The 13,313-nt window shown below is 60.0% G+C and carries 14 protein-coding genes and 1 tRNA gene; 3 read left to right on the top strand and 12 right to left on the bottom strand.

What is annotated here, in order from left to right; genetic code table 11:
- Positions 1–4: 4 nt before the first annotated feature.
- Together AB1J88_RS19105 and AB1J88_RS19100 are read right to left on the bottom strand one after the other, a co-directional pair.
- The gene (locus AB1J88_RS19105; RefSeq protein WP_430291736.1) at positions 5–754 is read right to left on the bottom strand and encodes an ABC transporter substrate-binding protein; all 750 of its coding nucleotides are present in this window, start codon (positions 752–754) and stop codon (positions 5–7) included.
- Between the two features lie 13 nt (positions 755–767).
- A complete protein-coding gene (locus AB1J88_RS19100) occupies positions 768–1,541 on the bottom strand; it encodes an ABC transporter ATP-binding protein (protein WP_174377159.1) in 774 nt (257 codons plus the stop codon).
- Positions 1,542–2,092: 551 nt separating this feature from the next.
- Between AB1J88_RS19100 and gabP the strand changes: the two genes are divergently transcribed.
- The gene (gene gabP / locus AB1J88_RS19095) at positions 2,093–3,484 is read left to right on the top strand and encodes a GABA permease (RefSeq protein WP_041071354.1); all 1,392 of its coding nucleotides are present in this window, start codon (positions 2,093–2,095) and stop codon (positions 3,482–3,484) included.
- A 96-nt stretch (positions 3,485–3,580) separates the two neighbouring features.
- Here the strand turns inward: gabP and AB1J88_RS19090 are convergent, their stop codons facing one another.
- From AB1J88_RS19090 to AB1J88_RS19075, 4 genes are read right to left on the bottom strand one after another with little or no spacing between them, the layout of a single operon-like run.
- Positions 3,581–3,745 carry a hypothetical protein gene (locus tag AB1J88_RS19090; protein WP_430291735.1) on the bottom strand — a complete coding sequence of 55 codons (165 nt, stop codon included), beginning with the start codon at positions 3,743–3,745 and terminating at the stop codon, positions 3,581–3,583.
- Positions 3,746–3,789: 44 nt separating this feature from the next.
- Positions 3,790–4,242 (bottom strand): hypothetical protein, encoded by a 453-nt coding sequence (locus tag AB1J88_RS19085; protein WP_003220723.1) that lies wholly within the window; start codon positions 4,240–4,242, stop codon positions 3,790–3,792.
- 6 nt (positions 4,243–4,248) lie between these two features.
- On the bottom strand, positions 4,249–4,662 hold the full coding sequence (locus tag AB1J88_RS19080) for a hypothetical protein (RefSeq protein ID WP_041071360.1): 414 nt from the start codon (positions 4,660–4,662) through the stop codon (positions 4,249–4,251).
- 28 nt (positions 4,663–4,690) lie between these two features.
- Complete coding sequence (locus AB1J88_RS19075) at positions 4,691–5,641, bottom strand: alpha/beta hydrolase family protein (protein ID WP_430291733.1); 951 nt, start codon at positions 5,639–5,641, stop codon at positions 4,691–4,693.
- A gap of 243 nt (positions 5,642–5,884) precedes the next feature.
- Here AB1J88_RS19075 and AB1J88_RS19070 point away from each other — a divergent pair, with 243 nt between their 5' ends.
- Positions 5,885–6,325 carry a carboxypeptidase regulatory-like domain-containing protein gene (locus tag AB1J88_RS19070; protein ID WP_430291731.1) on the top strand — a complete coding sequence of 147 codons (441 nt, stop codon included), beginning with the start codon at positions 5,885–5,887 and terminating at the stop codon, positions 6,323–6,325.
- 91 nt (positions 6,326–6,416) lie between these two features.
- Here the strand turns inward: AB1J88_RS19070 and AB1J88_RS19065 are convergent, their stop codons facing one another.
- The 6 genes from AB1J88_RS19065 to AB1J88_RS19040 form a co-directional block, all read right to left on the bottom strand.
- Positions 6,417–6,767 (bottom strand): hypothetical protein, encoded by a 351-nt coding sequence (locus AB1J88_RS19065; protein ID WP_430291729.1) that lies wholly within the window; start codon positions 6,765–6,767, stop codon positions 6,417–6,419.
- A gap of 166 nt (positions 6,768–6,933) precedes the next feature.
- A tRNA-Phe gene (locus tag AB1J88_RS19060) sits at positions 6,934–7,009 on the bottom strand.
- Positions 7,010–7,112: 103 nt separating this feature from the next.
- A complete protein-coding gene (locus AB1J88_RS19055; protein WP_008024947.1) occupies positions 7,113–7,385 on the bottom strand; it encodes an oxidative damage protection protein in 273 nt (90 codons plus the stop codon).
- Complete coding sequence (mutY, locus tag AB1J88_RS19050; RefSeq protein ID WP_430291728.1) at positions 7,382–8,449, bottom strand: A/G-specific adenine glycosylase; 1,068 nt, start codon at positions 8,447–8,449, stop codon at positions 7,382–7,384. The genes AB1J88_RS19055 and mutY overlap by 4 nt, the downstream gene beginning before the upstream one ends.
- Positions 8,446–10,671 (bottom strand): AsmA family protein, encoded by a 2,226-nt coding sequence (locus tag AB1J88_RS19045; RefSeq protein WP_430291726.1) that lies wholly within the window; start codon positions 10,669–10,671, stop codon positions 8,446–8,448. Before AB1J88_RS19045 ends, mutY begins: the two co-directional genes overlap by 4 nt.
- 78 nt (positions 10,672–10,749) lie before the next feature.
- Positions 10,750–11,154, bottom strand: coding sequence for an acetyl-CoA sensor PanZ family protein (locus AB1J88_RS19040; RefSeq protein ID WP_430291725.1), 405 nt, complete (start codon positions 11,152–11,154; stop codon positions 10,750–10,752).
- A 319-nt stretch (positions 11,155–11,473) separates the two neighbouring features.
- Here AB1J88_RS19040 and AB1J88_RS19035 point away from each other — a divergent pair, with 319 nt between their 5' ends.
- The gene (locus AB1J88_RS19035; protein ID WP_041071385.1) at positions 11,474–13,138 is read left to right on the top strand and encodes an OFA family MFS transporter; all 1,665 of its coding nucleotides are present in this window, start codon (positions 11,474–11,476) and stop codon (positions 13,136–13,138) included.
- The last annotated feature ends 175 nt before the right edge of the window (positions 13,139–13,313 follow it).

Here is a 13,313-nt window from a genome sequence, read left to right as displayed (position 1 = left end):
CAGATCAATAGATGCTGAACGGGAAATACTTGTCGTTGATCTTCTTGTAGGTACCGTCGGCGACGATTTCCTTCAGCGCGGCGTTCAGCTTCTCGCGCAGCGGGTCACCTTTGCGCACGGCGATGCCGATTTTGTCGCTTTCCACGACCGGGTCGCCTTTGAACTCGTAGGCCTTGCCTGCATCGGTTTTCAGCCAGTCGTAGTTGGCGTACTTGTCGGCGAGGATGGCGTCGACACGACCGGAGGTCAGGTCCAGGTAGGCGTTTTCCTGGGTGTCGTAGAGTTTGACTTCAATATCGCTACCGTAAGTGTCCTCAAGCCAGGTGCCGGCGAGGGTGGCGCGCTGGGTGCCGATGATCTTGCCTTTGAGTGCGTCCTTGTCGGTTTTGAAATCGACGTTTTTCGGCGCGATGAACTGCAGCTTGTTCGAGTAGTACGGGTCGGTGAAGTCCACCGCGCCCTTGCGCTCTTCGGTGATCGACAGCGAGGACACCAGGAAGTCGAACTTCTTGGCGTTCAGCGCCGGGATGATGCCGTCCCAGTCGGAGGTGACCACCGAGCACTCGACTTTCATCTTGGCGCACAGGGCGTCACCGATGTCTTTGTCGAAGCCGACCACGTTGCCGCTGGCGTCTTTGTTGTTGAACGGCGGGTAAGCCGCTTCGATGCCCATCTTCAGGGTCTCGGCCATGGCCCCGGCGCTGAACGCGAGGGTGACGGCGGCAGCCAGGAAGAGCTTTTTAAAATTCTGCATGCATGTTGCTCCGTTAGCGGTTGCTGGACATGAATTGTTTGCAGCGCGCCGAAAGCGGGTTTTCGAACACCTGCTGAGGCGATCCTTGCTCTTCCACCAGCCCCTGGTGGAGGAACACCACTTCGCTGGAGACCTGACGGGCAAAGCTCATTTCGTGGGTCACCAACAGCATGGTGCGGCCTTCTTCGGCCAGTGCGCGGATGACACTAAGTACTTCCTGAACCATTTCCGGGTCAAGGGCGGAGGTGGGCTCGTCAAACAGAATCACCTTCGGCTGCATCGCCAGCGTGCGGGCAATCGCGGCGCGTTGTTGCTGACCACCGGACAATTGCGACGGATAGGCGTGGCGCTTGTCGGCGATGCCGACCTTGGCCAGCAGCGCTTCGGCGACCTCGATCGCCTCGGCCTTGCTCTGGCCGAGCACGCGGCGCGGGGCTTCGATGATGTTGTCGAGCACGCTCATGTGCGGCCACAGATTAAAGTTTTGAAACACAAAACCAATCTCGGAACGCAGGCGGTTGATCTGTTTGCCATCCGCAGCAACCAGTTCGCCATTCTTGGCGGGCTTGAGCTTGAGTTCTTCACCGGCCACCAGAATCTGACCCTGGTGCGGGTTTTCCAACAGGTTGATGCAACGCAGGAACGTGGACTTGCCGGAACCGGAGGAACCGAGGATCGAGATCACATCGCCGTCGCGGGCGGTCAGCGAGATGCCTTTGAGCACCTCAAGCTGTCCGTAGCGTTTGTGCAAGTTGCGGATTTCAAGCGCGGGCGTGGCCTCAGCCATGTGCGTTCCTCATATATGTTGCGCTCCTGCTGTTGGCGGGCCTTCCTGGCGAGGCGGCCAAGCTAGCATAGCGTTTCAATGGCAGCCAACAGCGCTACGGGCGGTAAGCGGATGGCGTGTGGCGGGTTGTCGCATCGGCACAGCAGACTGTCGCCCCATCAACAACCGAACGGGTGTTTGAACGTGCAGGCCCGTGGGTGTTGCGTAAAAAAAGGCGCGATGTTGCCAGCTTTGGCGGGGTGTTGGAAGCGCTATCCGGCCGAACGTTCCTGATTCGCCCTTTTATTGTGCATCCCACACTTTTTCAGTGTGTTTCTGGTGCGCCTGTTCGCTTGAAAAGTGAGTCGCAGGGTAACGCTCTGGCGAATTGCCATTAATTTTAAGGACTTGCGATGACTGTCCGGTCGCGTTCAAAGCCGCGGGCCAGAAGAGTTTGAAACATTTTGGCGCATTTATTGCGTGCAGAATCTGGAACGCCCTGTTGGTTTCTTTTTACGAGAAGGAAACCAGGCAGGTCGGACGCAATCGCTTTCCTCGCAAAGGTAGTTTCGATGAGCAGTACCCCAAGCTCCAATGGCCTCGAACAGGGGCTCAAACCGCGTCATGTGACCATGTTGTCGATCGCCGGTGTTATCGGCGCCGGTCTGTTCGTTGGCTCCGGCCACGCCATCGCTGCCGCCGGCCCTGCCGTGCTGCTGGCTTACGCCGCCGCCGGTACCCTGGTGGTGCTGGTGATGCGCATGCTCGGTGAAATGGCTGTCGCTTCGCCCGACACCGGCTCTTTCTCGACGTATGCCGACCGTGCCATCGGGCACTGGGCCGGCTTCACCATCGGCTGGTTGTACTGGTGGTTCTGGGTATTGGTGATTCCATTGGAAGCCAACGCTGCCGCGACCATCCTGCACGCCTGGTTTCCGAGTGTGGAGATCTGGGCCTTTGCCTTGGTCATCACCATGTTGCTCACGGTGACCAACCTGTTCAGCGTGAAAAACTACGGTGAGTTCGAATTCTGGTTTGCCCTGATCAAAGTCCTGGCGATCATCGGCTTCATCATCCTCGGCCTCGCGGCGATCTTCGGTTTCCTGCCGAACAGTCAGGTCAGCGGCGTTTCGCACTTGTTCGACTCCGGCGGCTTCCTGCCAAACGGCATGGGTGCGGTATTGGGCGCCATCCTGACCACCATGTTCTCGTTCATGGGAACCGAAATCGTGACCATCGCGGCTGCGGAATCGAAGAACCCGGGCAAGCAGATTTCCAAGGCCACCAACTCGGTGATCTGGCGGATCGGCCTGTTCTACCTCGTCTCGATCTTCATCGTTGTGGCCCTGGTGCCGTGGAACGATCCGACGCTGGCCAACCTCGGTTCTTACCAGACCGTGCTTGAGCGCATGGGCATTCCGAACGCGAAAATGATCGTCGACATCGTGGTGCTGGTCGCGGTCACCAGTTGCCTGAACTCGGCGCTGTATACCTCGTCGCGCATGCTGTTCTCCCTCGGCAAGCGCGGCGATGCACCGGCGATGTCGACTCGGGTCAACAAAAGCGGCACGCCTTACTGGGCCGTCATGCTGTCGACCGGCGCGGCGTTCCTCTGCACCTTCGCCAACTATGTGGCCCCGGCTGCCGTGTTCGAATTCCTGCTGGCCAGCTCCGGCGCCATCGCGCTGCTGGTGTACCTGGTGATCGCGTTCTCGCAACTGCGCATGCGTAAACAACGCATGGCCCGCGGCGAGAAAATCGTCTTCAGCATGTGGCTGTTCCCGGGCCTGACCTACGCGGTGATCATCTTCATCGTCGCGGCCCTGACCATCATGCTGTTCCAGGAAGCCCACCGCGTGGAAATCCTCGCAACCGGCCTGCTGAGCCTCATGGTAGTTGCCGCCGGCCTGCTGGTGGCGCGCCGCCGCAAGCTGGAAAACCGTGGTGCGGTGGTGCTGAACTGATCCGCAACGCGTAATGCAAAACGGCCGCTGTCAGTGATGACGAGCGGCCGTTTTTGTTTGTGCTGCAGGTGGCGAAACATCGCCACATATCCGTAATCAGCTTTGTTCTCGCAAGAGCATAAAGTCTGAGCTGCCTTTCTCTTCGTCGAACCATTTATCCCAAGTTGTTTCCTTGGGAGTTTTAACGGTTTTGCTTTGGAGGGGCGCAGCTGAGTCTTCTGATTTCGGCAATTGTCCGTCCTTGCATGCTGTCTTCTTCACCTGACCTCCTTTTTTGACCGTGCGTGAATGTCAGGTGCAAAAAGTTACTCGGCTTTGGGGGCGCTGTCCTCCAGCGACTTGCCGTAAGTATCCAGCGCAATCCCGAAATCGGTGATGAACTGTGGCTCGGTCAGCCAGGCCTGGGCGGTTTCGATGTCCATGCCGTCGGCCCACATGCGGTAGTCGATCAGCATGTCGGCGGCTAGGTGAGTGGCGGCCATGCCTTCGTTCTCGGCGTTTTCCATGTCCAGCAGTTCTGGATGGTCAACGATGATGAACGCCAGTTCGCGCAGCAGGGTCAGCAGCATTTCGTTGCGACTGACGGCTTCGGCGTCGCGCATTTTGCTGAACATCGCCAGGGTGTATTCCGGGATCGGCTCGTCCAGATGCCCGAGGTTGTCGTCCTGGTCCAGCGGCTTACGGCCGACCATGCGGATGTGCTTGGCTTTGGCCTTGGCGCGTTTGGCGCGTTTCTGTTGCTTGTTCAGGGATGCCATGGGAACTCAGTTCTTCTGTTGGGTGTGTGCGGCGATCGCGTCGGACGCCGCCACATAGTCGGCCTGGAAGGCCGGGGATTCGATCCACGCCAGGGCGCCGGCTTCGTCGGTTTCTTGCGACCACTGGCGATACTCGATCAGCGCGGCGAGGATGAAATCCATCGCGCCTTCTTCGCCTTCCTGCTCGTAGACCAGCTCCAGCAGCGGGTCTTCGAGGAATGCGCTGCACATGGCTTGCTGGCTGATCTTCTCGGCGTCGATCATTTTCTTGAACAGCTCGGTCAGGTCCACCGACTCGAAGTCGATACGGTCATCGTTCGGGTCCAGTTCGAGCGGCGCCTCGGCGCGTTTGGTGCGGTTCTGCTTGGCCTTGGTTTTGGCCCGGGCGGCGCGTTTTTGCTGCTTGTTGGCGGAGGCCATGGTGTGTTCCGTCGTGCGTGGGAAGGGCTCAGCTGCGCGGCACTGTCCGCCCGGGTGTGTCGGGGGGCAGTTCGCCGGTTTGCAGCCAGGTCAGAGCGATGGGCCATAGTGTGGCTTGGTATGCGCTACGAAAAAAGGCGAAATGTCCGACTTGCTGTTCGCCGATGTCCTGCGGCTCGATGCGCAAGTGGGTTTTGTGCGCATGGCTGAAGTAGTCGAGCAGGCGTTCGATGGCGGGGACGGTGCCGTACGGGTCGTCGCTGATGCTGATCGCCAAGGTCTGTGCGCGGACGTTGGCGAAGGGCAGGTGGCCGGTTGTCTTCAGCAGTCGGCGGCCGCTCGGACGCTGCTCGTAGCGCGCGGCAGGCGTGCTCCAGTCACGTACGACGCCTGCTGGTGTGTCCTCCAGCCAGCCGAGGCGTTTGCCCGGGAAATAGCCACAGAGGCGCGTCAGCATTGGCATCAGCAAATGCCATTTACCAAACATGCGCCAGCGCTGTGCCGGCGCATAGTCGCGCCAGTAAGCGAACTGCGCGCCGACCGTCACCAGCCGACGAATGACCTGCCCGGACTCGCCCAGTCCCGCCGCGCAACCGCCGAAGCTATGGCCGACCACATCGATTGGCTGGCCGGGAAATTCCCGTTGCGCGCGTTTGAGCATCGCCTCGAAATCCAGCGCGCCCCAGTCGGTCCATGAAGCCTCAAGGCCTCTCAGGGTTGCCGGACGCGACTCGCCGATGCCTCGGTAGTCGTAGGTGATCACGTCGAAGCCGTTGTCGACCAGGTAATCGGCGAAGCGTGAATAGTGTCGGCAGCGTACCGAGGTGGCGGCGTTGATGATGACTACCGGGCGTTGCGCATCGGGCAGGGCGTGACGCCAGGTGAAGCCGCCGAGCATAAAGCCATCGGCGGCAGCTTCTTTGAAAGGTTCGCTCACGGTTGCTGTGTCGGGCGTAAACGCGGGACTGCGTGAATTCATATGGACCTGGCCTTGGCGAAGACGGATCGAGAATGAGCTTCAACGCCGGCCTGCGCAATCACTCGGAACGCAGTGCGCTCCGGATTGAAGGTTAGCGACTCTGTAAATTCGAGCCGCAGTGCGTCTCGAATTAGTCCCTTTCGCACCCTGGCCAAGTGCCAATCATTCTAAAACACGTGCTTCCTTGGCCGGATCAAATAAGGAGTAACGGTTGGGCTCTACAAGAGCCCGGGAGTTGTCATCATGAAACGCGTTCTTTCATTCCTGCTGCCCATCGCGGCGGTGGCTGCATTGGCTTTTCCGGCGATGTTGCAGGCGGCCAATCTCGACCCGATCGACAGTGCCGGTGTGCAAGTCCAGCAACAACAGCAAAACGGCATCAACTACCTGTCCGGCGGGATCGGCCTGGACGAGTCAAAAGCCATTCAGCAAACCCCCGGCTACAACCTTCATATGACCTACTCGGTCGGCATGCAAAACGAGTACGCCGCCAACGTCGACGTGACGATTGAAAAAGCCTCAGGACAAACCGTGCTGACCCTCAATCAGGCAGGGCCGCTGGTGTATGTGCAGTTGCCGCCAGGCAAATACATTGTGCGGGCCACGCTCAATGGCCAGGAGCGGCGCGACGTGACTGACGTTGGCAGCGGCACGGCGCGCAATCTGGTGTTTCACTGGAGTTGAGGTGGTCAATGGATGATGCACTGGCAACACATCAGGCGCGGTACAGTCCCGCGCCTGATGTGTTGGACCGCTCCGGCATTTTCTGAAAGTGTCACTGCCGCGTGCGCTTGGCCTTCTGCTTGTCACCGGGCTCGCGCGCCATTCGGTGAATCCACAATCCAATCCAGCCGACGGCTATCAGGAACAGAGTGCCGACGCACTGCGACATGATCTCGAACCAGAACATTCGGGGTTGCTGCGCCAGGGTGTAGGTATGGCGTGGGCCGGATCGGTTCCAGGTGGTGAGGGAGCCGCTCATCAAACTGTGGATGATCAGATAAGTCGACGCGGCGATGAGGAAGGCGATCAGTATGCCGACCAGTATCATCAGCCAGAATGCAATCCGGCTCTGGCGATAGGGTGGTGGATGGGGCAGGGGCACGCGGGTTCTTTTCTGGTTCATCGAGCGGATGACCCTCTTCCATAAGGTGCGGCCAAAGTAGCGCGGATCGCCTTTGTTCGAAACCCGTCGCGCATTTGCGCAGCCCAGAAAAAAGGATGAAATGAGCCGCCATCAAATCGCAGGCATAAAAAAACCCTGAATCTTGCGATTCAGGGTTTTCGGTATTTGGTGCCCAGAGACGGAATCGAACCGCCGACACGGGGATTTTCAATCCCCTGCTCTACCGACTGAGCTATCTGGGCAACGGGGCGCATTAAAAGGGTTTTTCGGATTTACGTCAACGACTTTTTTAAAATTTCTTAAATTAATTCCGTCGCTTACGATCCGACCCCCGATTTTGCAGGTTTACTCTGCAGGCGGAACGTAACCTTCGGCCTTGGCGTATTCCTCGCCGGAGAAGTACTTGTCCATTTCGCCCTGAAGATATTTGCGGTCTTCGGCATTCATCATGTTCAGGCGCTTTTCGTTGATCAGCAGGGTCTGGTGTTTCTGCCAGTCAGCCCAGGCCTTGGCCGAGACGTGGTCAAAAATGTCCTGACCTTTGGCGCCCGGGAAAGGAGCGCGTTCCAGCGCGGGCAATTCTTCTTTGTACTTGCGGCACATGATGGTGCGGGTCATGACGACTCTCCTGCGTTCAATACGGCGGCCGCGCGCTCGAGCAAGGTTTTGACCGGGGCGGCAAGGCCCAGGCGCGGCGGGGTGGCGAGGTTATACCAGAGCCAGTCGGCCTCGGCCACGTGATGGGTGGCGTCCTGTACCTGAACCAGCCAGGGTTCGATGGACAGCTGGAAGTGACTGAAGGTGTGAACGAGGCTTGGCAGTGCCTGCTGCTCACCCATGGTCAGCGAGTGCTGGTCGACCAGATGTTGCAGGTCTTCAAGAGCTTCGAGTTCCGGCAAGCTCCACAAACCGCCCCACAGACCGCTGGAGGGGCGGCGATAAAGCAGAATCGCGCCGTCGCCATTGGCGAGCATCGGCATCAGCGTGCGTTTTTGCGGGATCGCTTTGCGCGGTTTGGGGATCGGGTAGCGTGTTTCCAGGCCGAGCATGTGCGCCTCGCAGCCCTTTTCCAGTGGACACAGCAGGCAGCTCGGTTTGCTGCGCGTGCACAACGTGGCGCCGAGATCCATCATCGCCTGGGTGTAGGCATTGACCCGATCATGCGGCGTGAAACGCTCTGCGTTGGCCCACAGCTGTTTGGCGACCTTCGGTTCACCCGGGTAACCCTCTTGCGCAGTAAAACGCGCCAGGACGCGTTTAACGTTGCCATCGAGGATCGGCGCGCGCAGGCCCATGCTGATGCTGGCAATGGCCCCGGCGGTGGACAGGCCGATCCCCGGCAGATCCGTGAGCTTTTCGACGTCCCGCGGAAATTCACCGCCGTACTGGCTGACGACGATCTTTGCGGTCTTCTGCAAATTGCGCGCGCGGGTGTAGTAACCCAGCCCCGTCCACAGATGCAGCACTTCGTCCTCCGGCGCTTCGGCCAATGCTTGTACCGTCGGCAGTGCGGTCATGAAGCGGTCGAAGTAATTGAGCACGGTGCTGACCTGGGTCTGCTGCAACATGATCTCCGACACCCACACCCGGTACGGATTGATGTCTTGCTGCCAAGGCAAATCGTGGCGGCCGTGGCGGTCGAACCATTCCAGCACCGCCGTGGAAAACTGCTCCGCTCTCATCGCTTGAACAGCCCCTTCAATGCGTTTTTCAATTCCGGGCTGACCTTGTCGCCGAGTTTTTCATCGATCTTCTCGCTGAGTTTGTCGCCGGCCATTTTGGTCGCGACCTGGCCGAGACGTTCGTTGTCCACACGGCAGGCCTTGGCGCCCAGCTCCAGCGGACCACGGCAGCGCAGCGGCCACTCGATGCCGACGAACTTCTCGCCGACCTGACAGGCCGGGTCCGGCATCGCGCTGGTGTCGCCTTCGACGATGATGCCGACGCGGTAATCCATGCCCAGCACGCGCAGGTCGATGTCGCCGTCGCCGTTGACGGTCATGCCGGGGATGCGCACCTTCAGGTCCGGGTTGCTGGCCACGCCGTTGCGCAAGGTCAGGTTGCCCTTGAGTTCCTGGAACGGTGTGTCCTTGCCCCGCGGCTCGCCGCTGAGGGTTTTGCGGTTAAGCGTGGCGATGCCTTTGCACAGTTGCTGTTCAAGGTTGGCGTTGAGCAGCACGCCGTTGTTGATCACGAAACTGGCGTTGCCATTGAGGGTTTCGATCAGCGCCTGCTGGCTGTTGCCGCTGCCGGTGAGACTGCTGGTCAGTGTGACCAGGCCTTTGACTGGCGGGTTCTTGCCCTGGCTTTCGAGGATTTTCTCCACCGGCACGCGGTTGATCCGGGTTTGCAGATTCAACACTGGCGCGCTCGGGCGCGCATCGAGGGTGCCCTTGGCTTCGAAGTCGCCGTTGTACAGCCCGCCGCGCAGGTTTTCCAGGGTCAGCAGGCCGCCCTGGCCGGTGGCTTTGAGCGCGGCGTTCTGGATCGGCAGTTTATCGAGGGTCAGTTGGCCGAAGCTCAGATCGGCATCAACGTCGAGTTTGGCCAGGCGCTCGACCGGCAACAGGCGCTCAGTGCTCCAGGCGCTTTTACTCGGTTTGTCCGGCAGCGGTGTGCTGCCGGCACCGGCCATGGCATCGGCTTCGGTACTGGCAACTTCGGCCTGACGCACTTGCGTGGCGTTTTTGGCTTTTTCCGATTTCGGCGGCAGGTAGCGGTCGACGTCGAACGTGTCAGCCTTGAGGATCGCCCGCAGCGACTGCTTGGCGAAGTCCTCAACGGCAATGCGTCCGCTGAAGCTGCTGTCGTCGAGTTTCAGGTTGATATTGTCGAAGGCAACGCTGCTGGGCGTGGCGGCCACGCGGCTGACCAGCTCGACCTTGCTCAGGCTGCCAGGCGCCATCGCTGGCAGTGTCTGGCCGATGCTGTCGACGAACTTGGCCAGATCGAACTGGGCGATGGAGATGCCGCCAGTGATCTGCGGAGTCTTGTCGAGGTCGTTGGCTTTCAGCTCACCCAAGGCGCGCAACTGGTTGGCAGATATCTTGATCCCGGTCCATTCGGCGACGTTCGCTGCCTTGTCCAGCAAGACCTGCCCTTGGGCGGAGAAGGTCATGGCCTTGCCCTGCAGTGGATCGCCAGTCAGCTCGCCGGACAACTTCATGTCTTCGAACTTGTAGCGTTGCAATGCACGCTCGATGCGCAGCTCGCCATTGAGTTCGGTACGCACGCGCAGCACAGGCTGATTGGTGCTGAGGAACGCCGTGGCTTTCAGCGGAATGTTGGTCGAGTCGTGTACCGCACCGGTGCTCAGCTGGATGCTTTCGGCGCTGTACTGTTTGCCGGTCTGTTCATCGTTGTATTCAACCCGGGCGTTGTTGACGGTCAGGCTGTCGATGTCGAGGCGGATCGGCTGCGGCGGTTTTTCCGGCTGGGCGGTGGCCTCTGCGACAGGCGGGCTGGCTGGCGCAGGGCTGCCGGCAGGCACGGCAGGAGGCGGCAGTTTGCCGATGTCTTCCCAGTTGCCGTGGCCGTTCTTGTCGCGCTTCAGGCGCAGGTTCAGGCCTTCGACACGTACATCGCTCATCTGCACTTCGCGGCGCAACAGCGGCAGCACGCGCACAGACAGGCCGAGCATCTGCAGGTCGGCATACGGTTCGGTCGGATTGATCAGGGTGGCAATGCTGGCTTCATGCAGTTCCAGGCCGAGCCACGGGAACAGGCTCCAGCCGATATCGCCATTGAGCGTCAGCTCGATGTGGGCCTTGTCGCGGGCTATCTGGCGGATCTCGTCTTTGTAGTCGTTGGGATCAAACAGGTGGGTCAGGGCGAAGCCCGCCGCCACAATGATCAGCAACAGCCCGAGAAGTACCAGACCCAGGATTTTGCCGAACGCTTTCATGGGCGAGTCCTTGTAGTTAGTCGAATTCGTAATTTAGCCGGGGAGTATAGCGCTGCATCCGCCCGGTTCGGGGCGCTGTCATGTCGCGATGACGTCCAGCGGCACTTGCAATTTGGTGGCCAGCGCCTGGGTTTCAAGGTGTCCGGCCGGTGCCAGCAGGCGCAGTTGCGCACCCGCTTGCGACGCCATTTTCTGCGCTTGGTTCACCAGCCGCTCGGCTACTCCACGGCGCCGAGTGACTTTTCGTACACATAAATGTGAGAGATACCAGACGCTGTCGTGCCTTGTCAGGCGCGCCGCGCCGAGCAATCGATCATTGAAACGTCCTGTAATCAAAGCGCCGTCAGCCAGGCTGCGTTCAATCAACTGGGTGTCCCCGGAGTACGGCTCGAACAGCCATGGCGGGGCGTCACGATAGATCTTCTGCAGATCCTGTTGATCCTGGTAATTGGCGTCTTCAAGCATTTGAACGATGACAGGCATGATTTTCCCGTTTATGAGGCTCTATGTAGGAGCTGCCGCAGGCTGCGATCTTTTGATGTTGGCGATTTCAAAACAGATCAAAAGATCGCAGCGTTCCGCAGCTCCTGCAGGGGACGAGATCAGATGACATGAAAAAGGTGATATCAGTTTGGTTTTTCTGTCACGTGCAAATGGTAACCTTCGCCGGTTCGTCCGTCCTTCTGCGACTTAACGTCGCGCCTTCAAGGAGCTTCACCCGAAAAAACGGTCATGCCGGCGTGCATAAAGGCCGAGGGTGAGCAGTGGCTGGCGAACCATACTAATAATTGGGGGATACACAATGAGCACGAGCATCACGGCGGACGGCCTTCGCGCCGACCAGCCTGCGTTCCTGTCCAAGGAACGCATTATCGCCAAGCCCGGTTTCAACCGTTGGCTGGTTCCACCGGCCGCTCTGGCCATCCACCTGTGCATCGGCATGGCCTACGGTTTCTCGGTGTTCTGGCTGCCGCTGTCCAAGGCATTGGGCGTCACCGCGCCCGTGGCTTGCGCGCCGGACATGAGCTTCATGGCTCAGGTCTTCTCTTCGCAATGCGACTGGCCGATCTCCATGCTCGGCTGGATCTACACCTTGTTCTTCATCTTCCTCGGCTGCTCGGCCGCGATCTGGGGTGGCTGGCTGGAACACGCCGGGCCACGCAAGGCTGGTGTTGTGTCGGCATTGTGCTGGTGCGGCGGTCTGCTGATCTCGGCACTGGGGATTTATACCCACCAGATCTGGCTGATGTGGATCGGCTCCGGCGTGATCGGCGGTATCGGTCTGGGCCTGGGCTATATCTCGCCGGTCTCGACCCTGATCAAGTGGTTCCCGGACAAGCGCGGCATGGCGACCGGCATGGCGATCATGGGCTTCGGCGGCGGTGCGATGGTGGGTGCACCGTTGGCGACTGCGCTGATGAGCCACTTCGCTTCGCCTGCCGGTGTCGGCGTCTGGCAGAGCTTCGTGGCCATGGCCGCGATCTACTTCGTGTTCATGATCGGTGGCGCGTTGGCCTACCGCGTGCCGCCAACCGGGTGGAAGCCTGAAGGCTGGACCGCTCCGGCGAAAAAAGCCTCGAACTCGATGATCACTCACCGTCACGTCCACGTGAATGTAGCGTGGAAAACCCCGCAATTCCGTCTGGTGTGGCTGGTGCTGTGCCTGAACGTGTCGGCCGGTATCGGCATCCTCGGCATGGCCTCGCCACTGCTGCAGGAAGTGTTCGGGGGCAAGCTGCTGGGCGTTGACGTGCCGTTCGGTCAACTGGACGCCGGGCAACTGGCTTCGATTGCCGCGATCGCTGCCGGCTTCACCGGCCTGCTGAGCCTGTTCAACATCGGTGGCCGCTTCTTCTGGGCCTCGTTCTCGGACTACCTGGGTCGCAAAAACACTTACTTCGTGTTCTTCGCCCTCGGTTTCGCCCTGTACGCGCTGATCCCGAACATGGGTCATCTGGGCAACGTTGCGCTGTTCGTGGCGGCGTTCTGCATCATCCTGTCGATGTACGGCGGTGGTTTTGCGACCGTTCCGGCGTATCTGGCCGACCTGTTCGGTACGCAAATGGTCGGCGCGATCCACGGTCGCCTGCTGACTGCCTGGGCCGCCGCCGGCGTGCTCGGTCCGGTGTTGGTGAACTACCTGCGTGAGTATCAGTTGAGCATCGGCGTTGAACGCGCGGCTGCTTACGACATCACCCTGTACATCCTCGCCGGCCTGCTGGTGCTGGGCTTCCTCTGCAACCTGCTGGTGCGTCCGGTGGCCGACAAGTACTTCATGACCGACGCCGAACTGGCCGCCGAACAGGCGCTGGGCCACGACAAAGGTGCTGATGCAAGCACTGTGCTGGAGTGGAAAGCCGCGCCAGGCAGCAAGCCGCTGGCAATCGCCGCGTGGCTGGTGGTGGGCATTCCGTTGGCGTGGGGTGTGTGGGTGACCCTGCAGAAGACGGCGGTACTGTTTCACTAAGTAATGGGTAAAACGCAGTACCCCTGTGGGAGCGAGCCTGCTCGCGAAGACGGACTGTCAGTTGCCATAAGTGTTGGCTGACTCACCGCATTCGCGAGCAGGCTCGCTCCCACATTTGTTTTCGGGGTGGCTGTAATGGCTTGTATGGACATGTCTACCCGCGACAGCCGGGGCT

It is taken from the genome of Pseudomonas sp. S8, from assembly GCF_050473925.1.
GTDB classification, from domain to species: Bacteria; Pseudomonadota; Gammaproteobacteria; order Pseudomonadales; family Pseudomonadaceae; genus Aquipseudomonas; species Aquipseudomonas parakoreensis.
Note: the sequence above shows the minus strand (reverse complement) of the source record. Positions and strands in the feature narration are given on the sequence as shown.

Excerpts from the sequence above, each read along its gene's own strand:
- AB1J88_RS19105 (WP_430291736.1), bottom strand. The coding sequence starts at position 754 with ATGCAGAATTTTAAAAAGCTCTTCCTGGCTGCCGCCGTCACCCTCGCG.
- AB1J88_RS19100 (WP_174377159.1), bottom strand. The coding sequence starts at position 1,541 with ATGGCTGAGGCCACGCCCGCGCTTGAAATCCGCAACTTGCACAAACGC.
- gabP (WP_041071354.1), top strand. The coding sequence starts at position 2,093 with ATGAGCAGTACCCCAAGCTCCAATGGCCTCGAACAGGGGCTCAAACCG.
- AB1J88_RS19085 (WP_003220723.1), bottom strand. The coding sequence starts at position 4,242 with ATGGCATCCCTGAACAAGCAACAGAAACGCGCCAAACGCGCCAAGGCC.
- AB1J88_RS19080 (WP_041071360.1), bottom strand. The coding sequence starts at position 4,662 with ATGGCCTCCGCCAACAAGCAGCAAAAACGCGCCGCCCGGGCCAAAACC.
- AB1J88_RS19075 (WP_430291733.1), bottom strand. The coding sequence starts at position 5,641 with ATGAATTCACGCAGTCCCGCGTTTACGCCCGACACAGCAACCGTGAGC.
- AB1J88_RS19070 (WP_430291731.1), top strand. The coding sequence starts at position 5,885 with ATGAAACGCGTTCTTTCATTCCTGCTGCCCATCGCGGCGGTGGCTGCA.
- AB1J88_RS19065 (WP_430291729.1), bottom strand. The coding sequence starts at position 6,767 with ATGAACCAGAAAAGAACCCGCGTGCCCCTGCCCCATCCACCACCCTAT.
- AB1J88_RS19055 (WP_008024947.1), bottom strand. The coding sequence starts at position 7,385 with ATGACCCGCACCATCATGTGCCGCAAGTACAAAGAAGAATTGCCCGCG.
- mutY (WP_430291728.1), bottom strand. The coding sequence starts at position 8,449 with ATGAGAGCGGAGCAGTTTTCCACGGCGGTGCTGGAATGGTTCGACCGC.
- AB1J88_RS19045 (WP_430291726.1), bottom strand. The coding sequence starts at position 10,671 with ATGAAAGCGTTCGGCAAAATCCTGGGTCTGGTACTTCTCGGGCTGTTG.
- AB1J88_RS19040 (WP_430291725.1), bottom strand. The coding sequence starts at position 11,154 with ATGCCTGTCATCGTTCAAATGCTTGAAGACGCCAATTACCAGGATCAA.
- AB1J88_RS19035 (WP_041071385.1), top strand. The coding sequence starts at position 11,474 with ATGAGCACGAGCATCACGGCGGACGGCCTTCGCGCCGACCAGCCTGCG.